Consider the following 21,422-nt stretch of genomic DNA (forward strand, 5'->3'; position numbering starts at 1 on the left):
CTGCCTGCTCGGAGGGGGGACCGGTGGAGGTTATCCACAGGCTGGGGACCTCGCCAGCGAATTGTCGGCCGGGGCGTGCAGTATGGGGCCATGACTGAGAGCAACGGGTCCGACGCGCGGGATCAGCGGGACCAGCACGAGCAAGAGGTACAGGCGGGACAGCAGGAGCGGATGCCGGACTGGGAGAAGCGCTTTCGGGCGCCCCGGGTGTCCCTGCCCGACTGGGCGGAGGACGCGCCGGACCGCTCCCTGTTCGTCTCGAACGCGACCGGGACGTACGAGCTGTACGCCTGGGACCGGTCGACGGGCGAGCAGCGGCAGGTGACGGACCGGCCGAACGGCACGACGGACGGCGTGCTGTCCCCGGACGGCGCGTGGATCTGGTGGTTCGATGACAAGGACGGCGACGAGTTCGGCGTGTGGCGCCGCCAGCCCTTCGCGGGCGGCGCGGACGAACCGGCCGCCGCGGGCCTGGAGGCCTCCTACCCGGCCGGCCTCGCCCTCGGCCGTGACGGGCGTACGGCGGTCGTGGGCCGCTCCACGGACGAGGACGGCACGACCATCCACCTCGTCCGCACGGGCGAGGACCCGGTGGAGATCTACCGCCACCGCGAGTCGGCCGGCGTCGGCGACCTCTCCCACGACGGCTCGCTCATCGCCATCGAGCACACCGAGCACGGCGACGCGATGCACTCGGCGCTGCGCGTCCTGCGCCCCGACGGCACGCCGGTCGCCGACCTCGACGACACCGAGGGCGGCACCCGCGAGCTGGGCCTGGAGGTCCTCGGCTTCGCCCCCGTCGACGGCGACACCCGCCTGCTCATCGGCCACCAGCGCCGCGGCCGCTGGGAGCCCCTGGTGTGGGACGTGGCCACCGGAGAGGAGACGGACCTGGCGCTGGAGCTGCCGGGCGACGTCAGCGCCGAGTGGTACCCGGACGGCAGCGGCCTGCTCATCGCGCACAGCTTCGAGGCCCGCAGCGAGCTGTTCCGCTACGACCTGGCCGGCCGCACCCTGTCGGAGATCCCGACCCCGAAGGGCACGGTGTCCGGCGCGACGGCCCGGCCCGACGGCAGCGTGGAGTTCCTGTGGTCCTCGTCGGCCGAGCCGTCGGCGGTGCGCTCCACGACGGGCGGTGTCGTGCTCGACCCGCCCGGCATGAAGTCGCCCGGCTCGGTGCCGGTGGAGGACGTGTGGGTGGAGGGGCCGGGAGGCCGCATCCACGCCCTCGTCCAGAAGCCGCAGGGCACCACCGGCCCGCTCCCCACGGTCTTCGAGATCCACGGGGGCCCCACCTGGCACGACAGCGACTCCTTCGCGGCGGGCCCGGCGGCCTGGGTCGACCACGGCTACGCGGTGATCCGTGTCAACTACCGCGGCTCCACGGGCTACGGCCGTGCCTGGACGGACGCCCTGAAGCACCGCGTCGGCCTCATCGAACTCGAGGACATCGCCGCGGTCCGTGAATGGGCCGTCACCTCCGGCCTCGCCGACCCCGCCCGCCTCGTCCTCACCGGCGGCTCCTGGGGCGGCTACCTCACCCTCCTCGGCCTCGGCGTCCAGCCCGACGCGTGGACCCTCGGCATCGCGGCGGTCCCCGTCGCCGACTACGTCACGGCGTACCACGACGAGATGGAAGCGCTGAAGGCGATGGACCGCACGCTCATGGGCGGCACGCCCGAGGAGGTCCCCGACCGCTTCGAGGCCTCGTCCCCCCTCACCTACGTCGACGAGGTCAAGGCCCCGGTCTACATCTCGGCCGGTGTCAACGACCCCCGCTGCCCGATCCGCCAGATCGAGAACTACGTCAAGCGCCTGGAGGCGAGAGGCGCGGTGCACGAGGTCTACCGCTACGACGCCGGGCACGGCTCGCTGGTGGTGGACGAGCGGATCAAGCAGGTGCGGCTGGAGCTGGAGTTCGCGGAGAGGCATTTGAGCCGACGTCCGTGAACCGCGGGCATGCGTGCCGCCTGGGGCGGCACGGGTGGGCGCGGGCGGCACCCCGCTGCGCCGGGTTGCGCAACGCCCCGGCCTGAGTGCACCGCCGAGCATGTCGTGACGCCGGGCAGCGCAGGACCCGCTCGGCGTCTACGCCCCCGCCCGATCCCGCCTCCTCCGCCCCAGCAACTCCGCCAGCCCCCGCCGCGTCGCCGCCAGCACCACCCGGTCCCCGGGCCCCAGCACATAGGTGGACGGCAGGTCCCACACCAGCCCCGAAGCCGCCGGTGCGCGTTCCTCACCCGACGCCTCGCCCTCTGCCCGCCGCCCCCCGGGAGGTGACGTGTTGAGCGCCAGCACCCGCCAGGCCCCGGCCCGGAACGCCTCCCCGACCGTCCGTCCCTCCAACTGCGGATGCCCGGCCACCTCCACCTCCGCGAACAGCAGCACCCGCCGCTCCACCGGAATCGCCCCCAGGATCTGCCGCCCCATCATCGCCCCGGCGAACGCGGGCGCGGCCAGATGCGACACACTCCGGCTGCGCGTGAGGGCGAACGGATGCGCGGCCCGCAGGGTGCGGTACACGGCCGTCGCGAAGTCGTCGTCGTACAGCCGCAGCACGACCCGCAGATCGGGCCGCACGGACCGCGCGTACAGCGAGGCCTCCAGGTTGGTCGTGTCCGCGCTGGTCAGCGCCAGCAGCGCATGCGCGCGGTGGATCTTCGCGGCCTCCAGCACCCCCTCCTGCGTGACGTCCCCGAGCACCACCGGCACCCGCAGCCGCCGCGCCGTGGCCATCCCCCGCGCGTCCGGATCGGACTCCACGCACACCACGGGAATGTGCAGCTCCCGCAGCCGGGTCAGCACCCGCGTCCCGATCTTGCCGAGCCCGAGCAGCACCACATGCCCGCCCAGTCCCCGCGGCGGCTTGCGCAGCGCGGACGCGGTGCGGAACGTGCCGAGTGCCTCCAGCACCGCGGCCAGCAGCACCGGCAGCAGCAGCAACCCGACCAGCCCGGACAGCAGTTGCAGGACCTGGCGCGCGGTCGACTTGTGGAACGCGGGATCGTTGATGCCGAAGAGGTCGAGCAGCGTGACGTACGTGGCGTAGAGCGGATGCTCGCCGGTCACGATCATCAACCCGACGGCGAGCGCGAGCACACAGCCCACCAGCCCGGCCAGCGACCACCGCAGCCGCCGCGAGAACAGCGAGGCGAACGGCGGCACACCACCCCGCCCGGCGGACAGGGACGGCCCGGAGTAGGACACCTGCTCCAGGACGACGGTCCCGCGGCCGGTCGCCGACGCCACCGCCGCCTCGTCCGGCAGCAGGTGCGGCCCGTGCTCCCCGCTGCCCTCGGAACCGTCCGCACCGGCCGGGTCGTTGCTCGTCGCCGAGAGCAGCGCCAGGGTGCACAGCCCCGGGTCGGCCACCTCGCCCGGCCGCGGCGGCTGCCGTTCCACCGCACGCAGCACGAGTCCTTCCGTCTGGACGACCTTGCTGGTGCCGACCAGGGCGGTGGCGGCCAGCGCGGGCGCGGCCGTGTCGGCGTCGGACAGCACCGTCGTCGACGCGTCGAGGCCCGCTCCCTGGCCGTCCCCGGAGGCGACGGCGGCGGTCTGGTCCAGCAGTTCCTCGATGTGCTGCCCCAACCGCCGGTTGTAGAGCCGCAGTACGAGGCGGAGGCGGGGGTTGAGCCGGCGGGCGGTGAGCGCGGCGCGGATGTTGGTCTCGTCGTCGTCGTAGACGAGCGCCAGCGCCGCCGCCCGGTCGGCACCCACCTCGGTGAGCACCGCCTCGGTGACCTCGGCGGCCTCGACGACCTGCTCGCTCGAGGCCGGTTCGCCACCGCCCGCCCCCGCTCGGCCGGCGGCCGCGCTCACCACCCGGTCGAGCAGCGCCGCCGAGGCGGCCCGGGCCCGTCCGACCACGGGCTGACGCACCCGTCTCCCGGAGGGCGGTACGACGAGCGTGACCTGCTCGGCGTACACACCGCGGAGTTCGGCGGCCAGCCGGTGCGCGAGCCCGTCGTCACCGCACACGATCATGTGCGTGGCCGGATCACTCGGCTGGCCTTGGTTCGGAACGCTCCCCACGAGGAGAAGACTGCCTCACCGGGACCACCGGTTCCAGAAGAAGACGGTGTTGCGTGAACGCCGCGCCGTCGCCGTCCGTACGCAAGGGGAGGGAATGGGGAATGCCCTCGCGCACCACCGGAGGTACCGGGCCCGTGGCCATCACGAAGACCGCCCCGCAGGACGGCGCTGAGCGCGAGGACATCGAGGCGGACGGCGGCGGAGAAGAGGGCCGGCACCTCAACTCCTCCCTCCTGCTGACCCTTCTGCTGCTCACGGCGGTGATGTTCCAGGACCCGATCCGCGGGGCCCTGGCCGCACCGGTGATGCAGAGCTGGATGACGGTGTTCGTCGCGGTCATCGTCCAGGCGCTGCCGTTCCTGGTGCTCGGCGTGCTGCTGTCGGCGGCGATCGCGGTGTTCGTGCCGCCGTCGTTCTTCGCCCGGGCCCTGCCGAAGCGCCCGGCCCTGGCCGTCCCGGTCGCGGGCGCGGCGGGCGCGGTCCTGCCGGGCTGCGAGTGCGCGTCCGTGCCGGTGGCCGGCGCCCTGGTCCGCCGGGGGGTCACCCCGGCGGCGGCCCTGGCCTTCCTCCTCTCGGCGCCCGCCATCAACCCGATCGTGCTGACGGCGACGGCCGTGGCGTTCCCCGGCAACCCGGAGATGGTCCTGGCCCGTTTCGTCGCGAGCCTGCTGGTGGCCTGCTCGATGGGCTGGCTCTGGCACCGCCTCGGCCGCACCGACTGGCTGCGTACCCCGGCCCGCGCGTCGTACGAGGGTCAGGGCAAGGGGCCGGCCTTCTGGGGCTCGGTCCGCCACGACGTGACGCACGCGGGCGGCTTCCTGGTGGTCGGCGCGATGGCCGCGGCGACCCTGAAGGCGGTGGTCCCGGCGCAGTGGCTGGGCCTCGCGGCCGACAACCCCGTGCTGTCGGTCCTGGTCCTCGCGGCCCTGGCCGTCCTGCTCTCCATCTGCTCGGAGGCGGACGCGTTCGTGGCGGCGTCCCTGACCCAGTTCTCCCTGACGGCCCGTCTGACGTTCCTGGTCGTCGGCCCGATGATCGACCTGAAGCTCTTCGCGATGCAGGCGGGCACCTTCGGCCGCGCCTTCGCCCTGCGCTTCGCCCCCGCGACCTTCGCCCTGGCCGTCGTCGTATCGGCCCTGACCGGAACGGTCCTGCTGTGAACCGCCTGGCCCAGACGGCCCTCCTCTTCCTGCTCGGCGCGACCCTCCTGCACGCCGGCACGACCGACCTCTACCTGCGCTACGTCAAGGAAGGCCTGCGCCCCCTGGTCCTCCTGGCAGGCGCGGCCCTCATCACCACGGCGGCGGCAACCCTCTGGTACGACCGCCGCAGCACCCCCGCCCACGACCACCACCACCGCGAACCCCGCATCTCCTGGCTGCTCACGCTCCCGGTCTTCGCACTGATCCTGGTCGCCCCGCCGGCCCTGGGCTCCTACAGCGCGGCGCACACGGGCACGGCCCTGACGAAACCCTTCGGCTTCCCGGCCCTCCCCACCGGCGACGCGCCCCTGCGCCTCGCCGTGGCCGACTACGCCGGCCGCGCGATCTACGACGACGGCCGCTCCCTCCGCGACCGCGAGCTGAAGATCACCGGCTTCGTCACGCTGGACCGGACAGGCGCCCCTTACCTGGTCCGCATGGGCCTCAACTGCTGCGCTGCCGACGCCCAGCCGGTCAAGATCGCCCTGACGGGCGACATCCCGCCCGTCCTGCGCCCGGACACCTGGCTGGAGATCACCGGCACCTACACGCCCCGCCGCACGAAGGACCCGGTCAACAACGGCCCGATCCCGTACCTGGAGGTGACCGGCTCCCGCCCGGTCCCGACACCGCCCGACCCGTACGACGAGACGTGGAACACCTGAACTGCCGTGTGAAACAGTCCCGTTGGGGTACTCGGGAGAAACCGCTGACCAGCGAGGTACGCATGACCACACTCCAAGGCGAGCACACGGCGGAACTCGACCGGCCGCTCCTGCCCGAGGCGGTCCGCGAGGAACTGGCGAAGGCCGACCACCGGGCCGGCCTGACCCTGGCCACCCTCGGCGCGGCCCTGACCGCCCTCCTCACCGCGATCGCCGCCGGCGTCATCACACCGGCCCAGTACGCCCCGATCCCCCAACTCCTCCTCTGGACCGGCTGCGCGGCCTGCGCCCCGGCCCTGGTCCTCCTGAGCCTGGCGGGCAGAGTCCACCCGGCGACGGCCGACACCCCACCCCAGCTCCTGACCCGCACCACCGGCACCAAGCACCGCCGCATTCGCCACGCGATGGCGTGGGGCGCGGCTTTCCTCACCCTCACCCTGGCGGGGACGCTGGCCGGGCTGCTGTCCTAGCTCCAGAGGAGGGCCGCGAGCGCCAGGCGCCGAAAACGGCCCGACAGCAGTTCATTTACTCGCCGGTATTCAGGTCAGTCGTTCTGTGAGGAACGCCCGTTCGGTCAATTCAGGCTGGAACGCGAGAGAACAGGCCACATCTCTTCCCTTCTGTTCGCCGGGGCACGACTCGACGGCAGCATGGTCAGGCTTGAACGGCGCGACGCGCCGCGGAGTGAGACCGTCGGAGGTGCTGGTGAATCACGCGTGGCCGCCGTCCACCTTTCTTGGCCGGTTGCGGAACGTCACACGCGAAGAACTCCTGGAGCAGGGCACCCCGATCGCTTATCCACCGCATCGTGCGCTGCTGCAGCAGGGCGACGACAGCCGGCACATCCTGTTGATCACGAGCGGAGTCGTGAAGGTCGTCGCCAGCGCGGAGAGCGGCTACGACATGCTGCTCGCCGTCCGTATAGCGGGTGACCTGGTCGGTGAGATGGCAGCCTTCGAGGAACGTCCCAGGTCCGGCACGGTCGTCGCGTGCAGTGACGTGACCGCGCGCATCATCCAGATGCGGGCGCTGGAAACCTTCCTCACCCGTCACCCGGACGCCATGCGGGCCATCCTCCACATGCTGTGCGCCCGCCTGCGCTGGGCCAACCGGCGCCGAGTCGACTTCCAGGCCTACGACTCGATGACCCGGCTGGCCCGGGTCCTCGCCGAGTTGAGCCAGGCCTACGCCCAGCCCGTGCCGGACGGCGACGGCACACGGTGCGACCTCGGCGTGACGCTCACCCAGAGGGAACTCGCGTCGCTGGCCGGCCTCGCACTCAACACGGCCGAAAAGAGTCTGGCCGCACTGACAGCCAAGGGACTGGTGGAACGCAGTTACCGCAACATAACCATCTGTGACGTCCCGAAACTGCTTGAATTCGCCAAAGTCGTGGCCGACAACCCGTATTAGTACGGGATCACTTCTCGCCCCCTCTCCTAGCCTCTCGGGCAGCACTTCGTGAGCGGTGTCCGCTCATGGCATGCCCAGAGAGGAATGATCGGGTGGTTGAGTGGTCCGGGTTCTGCCCCTGCGCCTGTATAGCCGTGGACGCAGAGGCCTACGGCGGAAAGAACGACCGTAGACAGTCCCAAACCCAGCATGACCTGCCGCGGATTCTCGATGCCGCCGCCAGGGGCGCCGGCCTGGACCGCGCGCAGTGGCAGATCCAGCGCAAGGGCGACGAGCAGCTCGCGGTGCGTCCCCTGGACGGCACCGAGCCGCGGCTGGTCGACGACTACATTCGCCATCTCGTCGCCGAACTGCGCGAATACAACGCACAGCGCGTCCCCGAGGCCCGGATGCGGCTGCGGGCGGTCGTCCACCAGGGGTTGGTGGAGCTGGCCGACAACGGCTTCGCCGGCACGGCCGTGGTGGCCACCGCGCGCCTGCTGGCCGCGCAGCCGCTCTACGCCGCCCTGGCCGCCCGCCCCGACGCCGACCTGGCGCTGTTGTTGTCCGACGACGTCTTCCGGTCCACGGTGGCGGGCGGACACACGAGCCTTTCCACCGAGGACTTCACCCGCGTCACCGTGCAGGTGAAGGAGTACGAGGCCACTGCCTGGCTGTGGGTGCCCGCCCCGGCCGTGGCCTCGCGTGAGCCCGGGGCCGCGCAGCGGGGGAAGCACGCGGCCCCGGTGCCGGGGGAGCCCGCGGCGGACCGGCCGGAGCCGGCCGCCGCGGGCGGGCCGGCCATCAGCAACGAGTACCGCAGCGACAACATCAACGTCACCAACATCGCCGGCTCGGTCGACGCCCGAGGGGCCGTCTTCGGCTTCGGGAGTGCCGGTGGCTGACGTGGCAGCGGCCCCGGACGACGGCCTGGGCATACCGCCCGTCCTCACGCCCGAGGAGGACGCCGAGCCGCCCGAGCCGGACGACACCGGCAGCGCACCGCAGACCGGGGACGAGGGTGTGAGCCCGGACCAGGTGAGCCCGGATCAGCCCCCCGGGCGGCGCAGGGAGCCGGACGAACGGGAGGAGGACGACCGCGGCTACGACGACCTCCGCCGCGTCCACCAACTCGTCAACAACAACTTCTACGGCGTCGTCGACGCCACGGCAGCGGCGTTCGGCTTCGGCGCCGCCTCCTCCCCGGGGCTCGCCCCGGGCACCATCGAGCCCGAGGAAGCCGGCCGGGCCCTGCGGTTCTACCTGCCCCCGCAGCCCTGCTTCGACGAGGCGCTCGACAAGCTGCGCGAGAACTCTCTCGTGGTGCTGACCGGCCAGGACAACAGCGGCCGGGGCGCGGGTTCCCTCGCCCTGCTCAGGGAGATCCTGGGCGACGAGGCGAGGCTGCGCAGCCTCTCGCCCGCCAACGCCCTCGCCGATCTCGCCGCGTCGCGTGACCTCAGACCGGGTCAGGGATACGTCATCCTCGACTACGTGGGCGAGTTGCCCGACCGGGCCGTGCAGGCGTACGAGGTCGGGCGGCTGAGCGAGGAACTGCGCCGCAAGGGGTCGTACCTGGTCGTCACGGCGGCCGACACGACGCGCCGGCGGCTGGCCCTGCGCGACCACTGCGTGCCGTGGTGTGCCCCGGACCCCGTGGAACTGTTCGAGCACTGCCGGGAGATGCTGCCGCACACCCCCCTCGCACCGGAGACCGAGCAGGAACTCCTGGAGCGGGTCGGTGAGCAGCGGCGGCCCGGGGACGTCGTCGCCGCGGCCGTGATCCTGCCCCGGGAGGGTGCGGAGAAGGCGCTGGACACGCTCCGGGACCGGTACCGGGAGCGGGTCCAGGAGTGGTTCCGGCAGCAGCCCTCCGCCGACGACCTGCTCCCGCTCGCGGCCCTGGCCTTCCTGGAGGGAGTGCCGGAGCGGACGTTCGAGAAGGAGTGCGCCGCGCTCGCCGCTCATGTGCGCAACTGGGAGCAGAGCGGCGAGAGGCCCGCAGCCGAGGCGGAGGAGGAGACGAGGAAGGTGCCGGGCGGGGCCGTGGCCCGGCAGTCCCGGGCCCGGTGGAAGGAGCGCGCGGTGGGGCTCGTGACCACCGAGCACCGGCCGGGCCAGGGCCGGGACGCCGGCCGCAGCGAGCGGCGCCTGGTCTTCACCTCGTCGCGCGTCCGCGAGCTCGTCATCGCGGAACTGCACGACCTGTACGGATACGGGCTCTGGTACCCGCTGCGCCAGTGGCTGGGCGACCTCGCCCTGCGGGGCGATCTGGACACCCGCACCGAGGTGGCCCGCGGCGTCGCGCTGTTGGCCCGGCACGCTCTCGTCGAGGTCGACGAGAACCTGCTGAAGGTGTGGTCCGAGGGGCTCACCAACCAGCGGGTCACCGCCGCCCTGACGCTGCAGTTCATGTGCGACGTCGAGCATCTCGCGCCGCAGGCTCTGAACATCGTCCTGAGCTGGACGGACAACAGCGGCCAGGGCCGCGCCCTGACAGCGGCCATGGCGCTGACGGGCCGCCTGGGTTCGCTGTACCGCCTGGAGGCGCTCAACTGGCTCTGGTTCCTGACACAGCGCGGGGAGCGGATCGCGTTCTCGGCCCGCCGTTCGCTGGTCCTTCTCCTGCAGACCGCCGAACACGACCCCGAGCGCGTCCTGTTCATCCTCCGGTACGTACGGACCGTGATCGCCAGGACGGGGCCGGGGTCGCGGGAGAGATCGATCGCGCTGCACACCACGGTCCAACTGCTGGAGGCCGTCCGGCTGGAGACCGCCGAGCCCGTCACCGCGGCCCTCCTGCGCACCGTCCCGGACAGCGCCCGCCACCTCGGCGCCCTGTGGGCCGACGTACTGCACAGCGGCAATCGGAGCCGGGCGGTCAGTGCGCTGTGCCGAACGCTGGTGCAACTGCGGGACGACCCGTCCGTCACCGGCGCCGTACACGAACTCGGCGAGGCCATGCGCAACGCCATGACGGGCCGGCAGTGGGCCGCCCTGTGCCACCACCTGTCCCTCGCCCTGAAGCACCCCGACTACGCGATCCCCGGCGCCCGCCAACTGGCGCAGGTGCTCCTCGGATCACTGCGCGGACGGGCGCCGGCGGACCCCCGCCGGGTCGCCGCGCGCCTCATACCCACCGCACCCTTCCCTTCCGCTCAAGGAGGCCGAAGCAAGTGAACTACCCGGTCATCGCCGAGCACATCCTGACCACGGTCCAGGGGACCTGGTGGTCTCGGCGTCGCCGCCGCGAGGACGTGCCGCCCCTGCCGCCCGGCGCGGCCTACGTCTTCAGGGTCGGCGGGAACTACCGCACCTTCCCCGAGGGCATGGTGTTCGACCCGTCCCACCCCGATGTCCTCGACGCCTCGTCGGTCAGCCTGGTCGACACCCGGGCCCGACTGGTCGAGGTCGAGCGCACGCTCCCGTCGATGAGCGAGGCGGACAACTTCACGGTGCGGGCGGCCTTCACCTGCCAGGTGACCGACCCGGTCGTGATCGCCCGGCAGGGCATCATCGACGTCGCCGTTCCCTTGCGTGCCTACCTGATGGGCGACTCCGACCTGCCGAGGATGGGCGCCGGGCACCGCGTGGAGGAGGTCAATGCCGTACGCATCGAGGTCAGCCACCGTATGACCGCCTACAGCGCGATCGTGCCGCCGCGGGTCACGGGCATGAGCGTGGAGTTCGTCAGCGCCGAGGTGCACGCCTCGGACGATCTGCGCGACTGGGAGCAGAAGCTGCGCGACGAGCGGCGTGCCTGGGAACTCCAGCGCGGCCAGCGCGACTTCGAGACCGAGGACGCCCGGCGGATCGCGGAACTGCTCTCCCAGGGGTCCGACCACGTCGACGCCTTCGGCATCGCCCGGCAGGAGATCGACGTCACGCAGGCGGCCGCCCGGATCCACCGGATCACCGAGGAGGAGTCGGCCCGACGCGACAAGGCCGAGACGTCCGACCGGGCCCACGCGCAGGCGCGGGAAACGGCGGAGGCGCAGATGCGCCGCGACATGCTGCTGACGCTGCTGCGGCAGATGGGCGGCAGCGAGTACGTCGACTATCACCAGGTCCTGGACCAGGTCCTGCGGGAGACCGGCGGCCAGGCCGTGCCCGGCATTGCAACGGCCGCCGACAGCACCCGCATGGTCGAGCCGGGGACGGCGCGCCCCGGTCGCGCGGCAGCGGGGCGGGCCGGGGCACGCGACGCGCAGGGTGGTTTCGTCGCGGACGAGGACGATCTCGTTGACTGACTTCCTGACGAACCCTGTGACGGCTTCCGGCACCGCGGAAGACCGGGCCCATGGCGAGGATGCCGCCCCTCGTGCGGCGAACGGCCGGACCGCTGCCCGCACCGCGGGGGAGGGGCCCGCCGCCCGCGATCGGCGGGAGGGGGCCGCTGCCGCCGATCGGCGGGAGGAACCCGCTGGCGGCGATCGGCGAGAGGGCCCCGTCGGCGGCTCCGTCCGCCGCCTCTCCGGCTTCGACACCGCACGACGCCTGCGCGCCCTGACCGGTGTCGACGAGGAACTGCTGGCCAGGGTCAAGTACGAGCGGAGCAAGTACACGGCCCTCGGCGGGGTGGTGCTCGGCACCTCCGTCATCGCGGCGTTCTCCATGTGGAACTTCGCGACCGAGGCGCTCGGCAGGGTCTCCTTCCTGGCCCTGATACCGACGGTCATCTGGATGCTGTTCGTACTCAACCTCGACCGCTGGCTGGTCACCCCCCAGCCGAACGCCCGGCGACGGGCCGGCCCCCTCCTCACCCGCCTGCTGATCGCGCTCCTGCTCGGTGTGGTGATCGCCGAGCCGCTGGTCCTGCGCATCTTCCAGACGGCCATCGAGGAACGCGTCGCGGACGAACGTACGGACGCCGTCGACCGGTTGCGCACGAACCTGGTCCGCTGCAACCCCGTGCCGTCCACGACCCAGGCCGTCGTGCCCGAGGGGTGCGACAGGACGTACGTCCTCTCCTTCGGTGCGACGCCCGGCGAGCGGGGCGAGGAACTGGGCGCCCTGCGCTCGGACGCCGCCACCCTGCAGAAGCGGGTGGACCGGGACACCACCAGGCTGGAGGCCATCGACTCCGAGGTGCGCGACGAGTGCCGCCGGCTGATCCGCATCGCCGCGACCGGCCTTTACCAGCGGACCTCGGAATGCCTGCGCCTGCGCGACAAGGCACAGGACTACCGGACCACGCACCGCACGAGCGAGAACGAGAAGCGACTCGCCGGCATGCACAACCGGATCTCGAAGATCGAGGCCCAGCTGACCTCGTCCCGCGGGGCGTTCCTCAAAAACCGCGCCGACGGCATCGAGCGGCGCCTGGACGAGGAACGCGCGAAGCAGAAGGAGATCGGTGTCCTGGAACGGATCCGGGCACTCGACGGACTCGCGAGTGGCAACGCGGTGCTGTTCGTGGGCATCTGGCTGGTCCGCCTGCTGTTCGTGCTCCTCGACATGCTTCCCGTGCTGGTGAAGTACATGAGCGGCGACACCGCGTACGACCGGATGCTCAGCAGCGAGAGCAACAGCGCGGTCAAGATCCACGGAGAGGAGGTCCGGCTCGCCGAGCGCCGGGCCATGGCGAACCTGGAGATCGCCCAGGACGCCATCGAGCAGGACGTCCGGCGCCACCGCGCCGAGTCGGAGGCGGCGTCCAGGGAGCACACGGCCGCGATGAACATCCGGGTCCGGCAGGCCGTGAACGCGCTGGAGGACGAGATCCGCCGGTCGTCGGCGGTCTGACGCACCCGCCCGCACGAGGAACTCCGCACCACGGCCGCCCCGCACGCCGGGGCGGCCGCCCGACACCGACGGCAAGGAGGAGGGGGACATGACCACACCCGGAGGCGATGCGGGCCCGGGCCCGGAACCCACCGGCACCGACCGCGGCGCGGAACTCGCCAGGGTCCTGCTGTCCGAGGCTCGTGAGGAACTGGTGAGGGCCGACAACAAGGCCGGTCTGATGCTGGCGTCCCTGGGCGCCGCCCTGACCGCCCTGCTCGGCGCGATCGGCAGCGGTGTGATCGTCCCGCGCCTGTACCCGGCGGTCCCGCAGGTCCTCCTCTGGGCGGGCTGCGCCGCCTGCGTGCCGGCACTCGTCCTGCTGGGCCTGGCCGTGACCCCACGGCTGGGAAACCCCCACCACTCCCGCACGCACTACTTCGGCGACGCGAGACTCGCGATGTCGATGGCCCAGCTGGAACGGACGGTCCGCCGCACCGACCCGGTCTCCCGGGACCTGAGCCAGCTGGCGGTCCTGTCCCAGACGGCCTGGACCAAGTACCGCTGCATACGCCACGCACTGGCGTGGGGCTCGGCCTTCGTCACACTCACGCTGCTGGGCATAGTGACAGGGGCGTCGATGGAGTAGCGGTGTCGCAACGAGGCCGGGCAGCCGACTCCTCAGCCAGGGCCGCTCCAGTCGAACGGGAAGTGCTTGCTCGATTTGCCGGAGCGCTCCCAGGAGAAGCCGAATGCGTCGGCGCGGTCGACGGTGGCCCGGCCCCAGGTGGCGATCTGGCCGGGCCCCACTTCGGCGCCTGGGGCGTTGTGGACCTGGACACGTGCGCCGTTCGGGGTGGTCGGGCCGGTGAGAGCCTCGGCGGCCGCCGTGACACGGTCTGGGATCTCGGCTCGCCAGGTGGCAAGGTCCTCGTCGATCTCCACGTGGATGGGGGCGATGTCCATGCCACGCATCTCGGGGTGGAACATCTCCCCGAACTGTGCCGGCCATCCGCCCGCCTCACCGCCGAAGACGGCCCCGAGTGCAGCCCGCTGCCGGTCGTCGGCGCGTTCGTCGAGGAAGACCGCGGCGTACGGATCGGTATGCGTGCCGGCCCACGGGTTGCCCTCGAAGGAGCCGAGCATCAGGACGTTGAGATCGTCGAGCCGTATGTCGCCGAAGTTGCCTTCCCGGATGTGCCAGACCAGTACGCCTTCGCAGTCACCGTAGGTCGGGGGCTGCGCGAACGTGCAGGGGCAGGGTATGGCGCACTTGCACACGTCGAACCAGTCGCCGGCCAGGTGCCAGCGCATGACGGTGGTGGCCTGTTCTGTCATCTCGCTTCCCTCCTGCCGAGCCCGAAAGAGCTCACTCGGAGTGGCGAGACCGCGTATCCCGAGCCCGCTCCCGGGATCGGGAGGGTGGCCTCCCCTCCAGCTTGCACCTCTCGTCCCGGCACGTACAGGCGTGATCACATGCCGTCCGTCGACGCCATCGAGCCCTGCAGCCCCGGCAGCAGCCAGTCCTGGAACGGGGCGAGCAGGGCCAGGACGAGGAAGGCGACGCCCACGACGCTGGTGAGGAGCAAGCCCCGGGACCACAGCTTCTCCATGAAGATCACCAAGGCCAGTCCGGCCATCGCGGCCACGTTCATCACGCCGAGCGGAATGAGGACGACCATCAGTCCGGCGCAGCAGCCGACACAGTAGGCGCCGTGGTGGACGCCCACCCGCAGGTCGCGGGCCGGTCGCCGGAAGCCGGTGTAGCGCACCAGATGGCTCAGCGGGTCGCGGCAGTGCCGCAGGCAGACGTGCTTGAGGGGACCGAGTTGGTACAGGCCGGCCAGCAGGAAGGCGATCGAGCCGATCCAGCGTCCGGCGGCCGGGTGGTCGTCCACCACGCCGCCGGTGAAGGCCAGGGCCGCGTAGGCGAGCAGTCCGAAGGCCGTCCACACCAGCAGATATCCGCCCACGAACTCGATGGAGCGGGCGGCCCGGGTCCAGCCCGAGGACTGCCGCCCGATGCCCCGCACCCAGGTGAGGGCCACCGGTGCCATGGACGGCAGCATCATGGCCGCCATCATCGTCACCCAGAGCAGCAGGAACAGGGGCAGCGCCATCCCCATGGTGCCGGGCTCGACCCCCATGTCCCGGGCCTGTCCGATCGTCAGCGCCCAGGCGGGCACCGCGATCAGGACGACGACGATCCAGGCGGCCGCGAGATCCCGCGTGGGCAGCAACCCCCCGCCCGCTCCGGTGGGGGCGGGAGACCGGGTGGGTACGAAGGCGGAAGTCCGGCTGCGACGCATCGGTGTTGCCTCCTGCGGCTGCTTCCAGAACAGCACACGCGCACCTGCGCCGCGACCGGGCCCAGCCGGTCACCTCGAGGGTCGCCGGCCTGCCTATTCGGCTCCGACCTTGTCCAATACGGTCCAGGACCGTCCGATCGCGGCTGTGACGTTCGGCCCCCTGTTTTGCCCGCCGGGAAGTTGCGGTGACGCTGCATTTGATGCTGGTCAGAGCTGTGATCAGGCAGGGCGACCGACCTTCCGACGCGGCATGACCCTGGACGCCAGTCGCGCGGTCAGCGCCTGGTCTCGTACCTGGTCAGCACCACGCCGCCGGGAAACGTCCGGGTTTCCACCAGGCTCAGGTTCACCCAGTTGTCCAGGGCTGTGAAGAACGGCGTGCCGCCGCCCACCAGGACCGGATGGGTGACGATCGCGTACTCGTCGATCAGCCCCGCCCGCATGGCCGCCGCGGCGAGTGTGGCACCGGCGATGTCCATGGGGCCGTCGTCGTCGGCCTTGAGCCTGGTGATCTCGGTGACCGCGTCGCCGGTGACCAGACGGGTGTTCCAGTCGACCGTGCTGGTCGTGGAGGAGAACACCACCTTCGGCATGTCCCGCCAGCGGCCGGCGTACTCGATCGCCGCCGGTGTGGCACCCGGCTGCTTGTCGGCGGTCGGCCAGTGGGAGCTCTTCGTCTCCCACAGCTTGCGGCCGTACAGCGCCAGGCCCGTCGCGCCCACCCGGTCGGACCACCACTGGAACAGCTCGTCGCTCGGCACGCTCCAGCCGAGGTCGTCACCGGGCGCGGCGATGTAGCCGTCCAGGCTCATGTTCATGCCGAAGGTCAGTTTCCGCATGGCGTCAGCCTCCCGTGAGTCGGTATTCGGCGTACAGACCAGCACGGCGCGCAAAACTCATCGGTCAGGACTTCACCGCGGCAGGAAACCGGGCTTCTCCTCTGCCAGGGTGTGGAGTCGATTGAGGTAGTCCTGCGCCGCAGGTTCTGCGGCGTAGCGGCGCCGCATTTCGGCAGCGAGTTTGCGGCTGGTCATGATGAGCGGCGGCACCGATTTGCGGTCGCCTTCAAGGACACGCACACCCATAATCAATGCCTGCTCTAGGTCGCCTTCACGTGCCGCCGTGACGCCCAGCGTGACGCAAGCTTCAGCGTTACGCATCGGCGAGCGGTCGGTGCCGTCGAAGTCCGTTCCTACCCTCAGCACCTCTTCGGCGAGCGTGCGCGCGAGCTTGTCCTCACCGACCAGGCGGTAGCAGTCCATCGCGTAGAAGTCGAACATGGCGGGGTCCACTACGAAGTGGTCGTCCAGGTTCTCGGGGTGCGGCATCCCCTCGAGCATTCGCCGCCCCTTGTCCAAGGTGGCCTCGACTTGCCGGCGGTCTCCGAGCCGCGCCCATGCCTTGGCTTCCTGGGCAGCGAGCTGCACGGCCACGCCGTGGTGAGTCGCCGTCTCGGCTCCGGCCATCGCCGCCGCGATGACGCCGCGGTAGTCGCCGGTCGTGAGGGCGAACCAAGCCACGCGAGAACCTCGCGGTGCTGCGCGGGTGTGAGGCTCTTCGTGTGGAGTTCGCCGACACGGCGGAGCCACTGGCGTCCCTAGACGAGGAGCTGTTCGCTCGGCATGAATGGGAACTCCGAGGCGAGCCGGTCCGCTGTGATCCGCAGAGCATCGAGCGTGGCGTTGTCGACGTCGGACCGGTTGAGGCGGCTCACGATCTCCAGCGTCTCCATGCCGGACGCTGCCAGGATCTCCCTGTCCCCGTCCTGTCGCGCGGGCGCCGGGAAGAGCGCGCGCGTCACGGTGCCGAAGAGGGCCGCGATGATCGGTTGGCAGAATTCGTTCGGCATCTGGCCTGACTCCCAGCGCTTCCACTGGCGAACCTCGACCCAAGGTGTACGGCAAGACGAAGACCGAAGTTCGCCAGAAAATCCGGGACCTGAAGACAAGGCTGCGCGGAACGTCGCCCTACTGCTCACCGCGCCGGAGGGGCGCCCCGGTCGGCCGAGCAAGGCACTGAACCTGGAGCAGGCGAAAGCCGTGCTCACCGCCGCGCGTCCGTCACGGCTGTACGCCTACCTGGTGCTCTCGCTCCTCAGCGGTGTGCGCACGGAAGAGGCGCGCCCCCCACCTGGGATCACGTCTTCCTGGAGACGACGGCCGGCATCCCGCCCCACGTCGCGGTGTGGCGTTCGGTGCGCAAGCACGGCGAGACTTCAAGGCCGTCGTGAGGAAGGCCGGACTGAAGCCTGAGTGGACCCCGCGGGAGCTCCGGCACAGCTTCGTGTCCCTGCTCTCCGACCACGGCATCCCCCTGGAGCGGATCGCGCTCTTGGTCGGTCACAGCAGTCAGGCGACCACAGAGGCGGTCTACCGAAAGCAGCTCCGGACCGTGATCACGCAGGGTGCCGAAGCGATGGATGACATTTTCGCCGAAGAGCAGGAAGGGGAGACTGCGGAGGACGAGGAAGAGGGCGACGCGGTGGCCTGCTCAAATTCGTTTGGCCCCCCGAACATGACAGAGACCACATACGAGAGCCGTATGTGGTCTCTGACCAGCGTCGGGGTGGCGGGATTTGAACCCACGACCTCTTCGTCCCGAAGAGTATGCGGAAAGATCGCTGACCAGGGTCGCTGAATGTATGTGCAGGTCAGGGGCTTGGTGTGCGTTGGTCGGCCTAGGAGCCGCGCGGCATGATTTTCTTGATCCACTCCCCGTCCACTCCCCGGGGCTCGACCTGAGGTGCGGTCCGCTACTAGACCTACGCATTACGAGTTGTCCGGTCTTGGTCCGGGGGTGTCCGTGGGCGTCCGAAAGCCTGCGTCATACCTGATCAAGGGGGGGGGTGCGGTCCTCAGCGGACGACATCGGACGCGCTCGGATCGAGGGCGGATTGAGACCACAGCAGGCCAGCTCGCCACTTGCTGAGCTGGCCAAAGACCACTGCCCTCGCGCCAGGGAGCATATGGGGGACACAACGCAGAGTCCGACCCGAGATCGGCCAAGCGTTTAGGGATGCGGGCACGGGCCTGGAAATGCGCTCGCGGCCCGTCTCGGCTCCACTAACGGCCGGACAGATCCGCTGCTGGTGCTCGTTGCCGTCACGGCTTTTGTCACTGCCGTGGTTGCATACGGCTCCGGAGGCTGCCTGCATCCCGAGCATTCATGCGGGTAACAGCGCTGCTGCGCTCGTTCCCGCCTTGGCCGTCCACGAATGGTCCACAGCCAGCTGCGGTCTGTGCTCACTCGGAGCGCCAGACGGGCTGCGTTCCCCCAGTGCCGCAACCCGCGGAGGGTCCCGCAGAGGTCCAGGCGCGGGCCTATCCACTGATGATTGCCGGCTCGTCCGGCGCTACCGACCGCCGACTAATTCGGCTGCTTGCATCGCAGGTCTCCGTGCACCGGGAGTGGCCTATGCGCTGCTCAGGTCAGGGCGAACGCCAGTTGGATGAGGTTGGTGCATCCGGCCCCCGACCGGGCCAGTGCTCGCTAGGGTCCTGTCACAGGTGCCTAGTTGGGCGGGGCCCGCATGGAGGTGCGTATCTGGTCGAATCGCTTGTGCAAGGCGACCGGATGGCTACCCTGGAGACTTCGCACAGAGGTGAGAGTGTGCCTCGGGCGCGCGGGATGACACGGTACGGGGGTCGCGTATGCGAGTGAGATGGTATGTCGGGCAAATCGTCCCGTGCTGCAGCTTGGTCGAACACTCGTGACGGCTTCCAGTCTGCGACAGGGGCTGCCTACCCAGCGCAACGCTGAGCGGGCTCCACGGCCCGGCGGCCTCGGAATGGTGTTTCTGAGCCACACCTCCCGGCGACGCACGTTGGAGGAGCTGGGGGCCGAGAGGTTCAAAGCACAGGGAATCCGCAAAGACTATCTGTCAGGGATTCTTAAGAAGTTAGAGGAGTTGCTACAGGACGCTGGCTTCTCTGTTTGGTGGGATCGCAGGGATCTTCGTCCTGGCGACTCCATCGACCCCACCATCTACAGGGCACTGAATAGCTGTCGAGCAGCAGTCGTTCTCATTGATAGTGACGCCTTGGATGCGGGATACATGCGCCGCGAGGTCAATATCTTGACCTTCCGACACGTCGAGCATGACCTGCACGTTGTGCCTGTGCTTCTGCAGGTGGAAGCTGAGCAGGTGCGTGATAGCACGCTAGGCCGAGATACGGGCATCGACCTTCAACTGGCCCTTCATGCCTCGAACGACCAAAACGAGCAGGCCGCGCGGGAAACCGCTGAGATGATTGTTAAGCACCTGGCTACGGAGTCCGCTGCGTGGGAGCGGGACATCTACTCTCCGGAGAACAGATGGATTGACGATGTGGCTCTCTGCCTAGAGCAGGCCTCACCCGCTGCACTTCGGCGGGCAGCCGAGACTCTGGGTCTCGATCTGCCGGCGTGGGAACGGTCGACGGAACCGGGGTGGGACATCGCCGCTGCTCTCTGGTCTGCCGAGAGGGACTTGGTCCACGAGGTAGTCGAAGACATCGCCTATCAGCTCACCCGAGAGTTCCAGGAACGGATCGTGAAGCATGCGCTTCCTCTCTGGGCCCATCTGCAGGCAGCTCGCACTGTGCGGGCCGCTTCGGTGGAGGTATCGGGCACAGGGCGGGCCGTCAGTCTTGCTACCCGTCGTCTCTGGCTCGGAGAGCTGCTTGCGCGGCGAGCTTCAGCAGGCAACCGCAGGGCGCGTGTCATACGGCTAGTCGATGTCCACGGCGAAAGTACCATCCAGGACCTGGTCGGTCGGTCCGATGCCACGTTGCGCAGGGAGCTGAACTTCCCTGTCGAGACGCCGCCGGAAGAAGTCACGGCTGCGCTGCGTCAGCGTCCCGGCCAGCAGTTGTACGCGGTACTACGCTCCGAGACCGTCAATCCCGCGACTACTCTGGCAGTCACTCGGGAGTTGCAGAACAGATTTCCGGGGATCGTTATGATCGTGTTGAATCATGCCGGGTCAGCGGCGTGGACGGCTACGTCGATCACGCCCGCGCTCGATCCTTTCCCCCCCGAGGACGAGCGCGCAGCAAGGAGATTCGTCAGTGAAATGTCAGAGCTCTCAGGCGGTAAGAAGATCGAGGTAGACAGTGAAGAGTGACGTGTCACCCGAGCTCGCTGCACTACTGAGTGCCGTCGCGGACATGGCGAACGTCCCTCAGCATCCACAACCACGCAAAGGCGACAGACGTGACGGGTCCGTCTACTCGCCCACGCCCGAGATCATCACAGCAGTGCAAGTAGCTTTGATCACTGGCCGGCCATTACTCCTGGCTGGCCCCCCAGGTTGCGGCAAGTCGAGCCTCGCCGGGTTCGTCGCACGCATCCTCGACTTCGCCTACCTCGAGTTCGTGGTCACCGACGAGTCATCGCCCCAGGATCTCCTCTGGAATGTGGACGTAATTGCTCGGTTGCGTGACGCTCAGCTTGCCACGGTCGGGGAGCAAATTTCCCCTCTTCACAACTACATCGATCCTGGTCCCCTGTGGTGGGCGTTGGACCCCGCATCGGCCGCGAGGAGAGGGGCGGCCGAGGATGCGGCAGTGAGCCGACCGTGCAGCATGCCTGTCTACCTCAAGGACTATGAGCCGCAGGGGGCCGGAACTGTTCTGTTGATCGATGAGATTGACAAGGCGGAGAGTTCTTTCTGCAATGGTCTGCTCGTTCCGCTGGGCAGCCGCCAGTTCCACGTGACAGATATAGACGAAACTGTGGAAAATGGTTCTGATCGGGCTCCGGAGAGCCCCCTGGTCATCATCACCACCAACGGTGAACGAGACCTTCCCGATGCGTTCGTCCGCCGCTGCGTGGTACTGGCAGTCGAAGGGCCGGACGCGGAACGGCTCGAAGAGATCGCAAGACTTCACTTTCCTGCCGTGTCACAGGATTCAGGACTGTCGGCGAGGGTGCAGGAGTTGGCAAGTCGGTTCGCCAAGAGCGCCAAGGACCATGCAAGCACCGCCGAGTTCCTCGACCTCATCAGCGTCATGCTCACGCTCGGGGACGACTCGGATAGGGAGCAGTGGCAGCTCATCGAAAGGCTCGTAGTAGAGAAGTCAAGCGTCCGCAGAAACCTATTTACGTCATGGTGA

18 protein-coding genes and 1 pseudogene are annotated in these 21,422 nt (G+C 69.9%); 13 read left to right on the forward strand and 6 right to left on the reverse strand.

The features are described 5' to 3' along the window. Positions 1 to 90 precede the first annotated feature (90 nt). The gene (locus AB0G20_RS07515; protein WP_361297237.1) at positions 91 to 1,950 is read left to right on the forward strand and encodes a prolyl oligopeptidase family serine peptidase; all 1,860 of its coding nucleotides are present in this window, start codon (positions 91 to 93) and stop codon (positions 1,948 to 1,950) included. A gap of 138 nt (positions 1,951 to 2,088) precedes the next feature. Here AB0G20_RS07515 and AB0G20_RS07520 read toward each other — a convergent pair whose 3' ends face one another. Then, entirely contained in the window at positions 2,089 to 3,987 is a 1,899-nt protein-coding gene (locus AB0G20_RS07520) for an NAD-binding protein (protein WP_361297729.1), read from the reverse strand. A gap of 182 nt (positions 3,988 to 4,169) precedes the next feature. On the opposite strand from AB0G20_RS07520, the gene AB0G20_RS07525 reads away from it, so the two are divergent. The 9 genes from AB0G20_RS07525 to AB0G20_RS07565 all read left to right on the forward strand — a co-directional run bounded on the left by AB0G20_RS07525 (position 4,170) and on the right by AB0G20_RS07565 (position 13,667). Next, positions 4,170 to 5,195: a permease gene (locus tag AB0G20_RS07525; protein WP_361297240.1), complete on the forward strand. Its 1,026-nt coding sequence runs from the start codon at positions 4,170 to 4,172 to the stop codon at positions 5,193 to 5,195. Beyond that, complete coding sequence (locus AB0G20_RS07530) at positions 5,192 to 5,902, forward strand: TIGR03943 family protein (RefSeq protein WP_361297243.1); 711 nt, start codon at positions 5,192 to 5,194, stop codon at positions 5,900 to 5,902. The genes AB0G20_RS07525 and AB0G20_RS07530 overlap by 4 nt, the downstream gene beginning before the upstream one ends. Before the next feature lie 62 nt (positions 5,903 to 5,964). Next, on the forward strand, positions 5,965 to 6,372 hold the full coding sequence (locus AB0G20_RS07535; protein WP_361297246.1) for a hypothetical protein: 408 nt from the start codon (positions 5,965 to 5,967) through the stop codon (positions 6,370 to 6,372). A gap of 274 nt (positions 6,373 to 6,646) precedes the next feature. Next, positions 6,647 to 7,315, forward strand: a complete 669-nt coding sequence (locus tag AB0G20_RS07540; protein ID WP_361297249.1) for a Crp/Fnr family transcriptional regulator — start codon at positions 6,647 to 6,649, stop codon at positions 7,313 to 7,315. A gap of 92 nt (positions 7,316 to 7,407) precedes the next feature. Then, positions 7,408 to 8,199 (forward strand): hypothetical protein, encoded by a 792-nt coding sequence (locus tag AB0G20_RS07545; protein WP_361297252.1) that lies wholly within the window; start codon positions 7,408 to 7,410, stop codon positions 8,197 to 8,199. Beyond that, positions 8,192 to 10,474, forward strand: a complete 2,283-nt coding sequence (locus tag AB0G20_RS07550; RefSeq protein ID WP_361297255.1) for a hypothetical protein — start codon at positions 8,192 to 8,194, stop codon at positions 10,472 to 10,474. Before AB0G20_RS07545 ends, AB0G20_RS07550 begins: the two co-directional genes overlap by 8 nt. After that, positions 10,471 to 11,544, forward strand: coding sequence for a hypothetical protein (locus AB0G20_RS07555; RefSeq protein WP_361297258.1), 1,074 nt, complete (start codon positions 10,471 to 10,473; stop codon positions 11,542 to 11,544). Before AB0G20_RS07550 ends, AB0G20_RS07555 begins: the two co-directional genes overlap by 4 nt. Then, positions 11,537 to 13,039: a DUF4407 domain-containing protein gene (locus AB0G20_RS07560; RefSeq protein ID WP_361297261.1), complete on the forward strand. Its 1,503-nt coding sequence runs from the start codon at positions 11,537 to 11,539 to the stop codon at positions 13,037 to 13,039. The genes AB0G20_RS07555 and AB0G20_RS07560 overlap by 8 nt, the downstream gene beginning before the upstream one ends. Positions 13,040 to 13,127: 88 nt before the next feature. Beyond that, entirely contained in the window at positions 13,128 to 13,667 is a 540-nt protein-coding gene (locus tag AB0G20_RS07565) for a Pycsar system effector family protein (RefSeq protein ID WP_361297264.1), read from the forward strand. 32 nt (positions 13,668 to 13,699) lie between these two features. On the opposite strand, the gene AB0G20_RS07570 is transcribed toward AB0G20_RS07565, so the two are convergent. The 5 genes from AB0G20_RS07570 to AB0G20_RS07590 form a co-directional block, all read right to left on the reverse strand. Next, on the reverse strand, positions 13,700 to 14,356 hold the full coding sequence (locus tag AB0G20_RS07570) for a DUF1326 domain-containing protein (protein WP_361297267.1): 657 nt from the start codon (positions 14,354 to 14,356) through the stop codon (positions 13,700 to 13,702). Positions 14,357 to 14,490: 134 nt separating this feature from the next. Then, positions 14,491 to 15,327 carry a DUF2182 domain-containing protein gene (locus tag AB0G20_RS07575; RefSeq protein ID WP_361297270.1) on the reverse strand — a complete coding sequence of 279 codons (837 nt, stop codon included), beginning with the start codon at positions 15,325 to 15,327 and terminating at the stop codon, positions 14,491 to 14,493. Positions 15,328 to 15,602: 275 nt separating this feature from the next. Beyond that, positions 15,603 to 16,166 carry a dihydrofolate reductase family protein gene (locus AB0G20_RS07580; RefSeq protein ID WP_361297273.1) on the reverse strand — a complete coding sequence of 188 codons (564 nt, stop codon included), beginning with the start codon at positions 16,164 to 16,166 and terminating at the stop codon, positions 15,603 to 15,605. Between the two features lie 72 nt (positions 16,167 to 16,238). Beyond that, a complete protein-coding gene (locus AB0G20_RS07585; RefSeq protein WP_361297276.1) occupies positions 16,239 to 16,847 on the reverse strand; it encodes a hypothetical protein in 609 nt (202 codons plus the stop codon). A gap of 77 nt (positions 16,848 to 16,924) precedes the next feature. Further along, positions 16,925 to 17,176, reverse strand: coding sequence for a hypothetical protein (locus tag AB0G20_RS07590; protein WP_361297279.1), 252 nt, complete (start codon positions 17,174 to 17,176; stop codon positions 16,925 to 16,927). A gap of 94 nt (positions 17,177 to 17,270) precedes the next feature. On the opposite strand from AB0G20_RS07590, the pseudogene AB0G20_RS07595 reads away from it, so the two are divergent. From AB0G20_RS07595 to AB0G20_RS07605, 3 genes and pseudogenes are all read left to right on the forward strand, one after another. Further along, positions 17,271 to 17,757: pseudogene (locus AB0G20_RS07595) on the forward strand (tyrosine-type recombinase/integrase); the annotation flags it as partial. A 1,393-nt stretch (positions 17,758 to 19,150) separates the two neighbouring features. Then, complete coding sequence (locus AB0G20_RS07600) at positions 19,151 to 20,431, forward strand: toll/interleukin-1 receptor domain-containing protein (protein WP_361297282.1); 1,281 nt, start codon at positions 19,151 to 19,153, stop codon at positions 20,429 to 20,431. Between the two features lies 1 nt (position 20,432). Then, a complete protein-coding gene (locus AB0G20_RS07605) occupies positions 20,433 to 21,422 on the forward strand; it encodes a MoxR family ATPase (protein WP_361297285.1) in 990 nt (329 codons plus the stop codon).

It is taken from the genome of Streptomyces sp. NPDC024017 (genome assembly GCF_040638895.1).
In the GTDB taxonomy this organism is placed as follows: Bacteria; Actinomycetota; Actinomycetes; order Streptomycetales; family Streptomycetaceae; genus Streptomyces.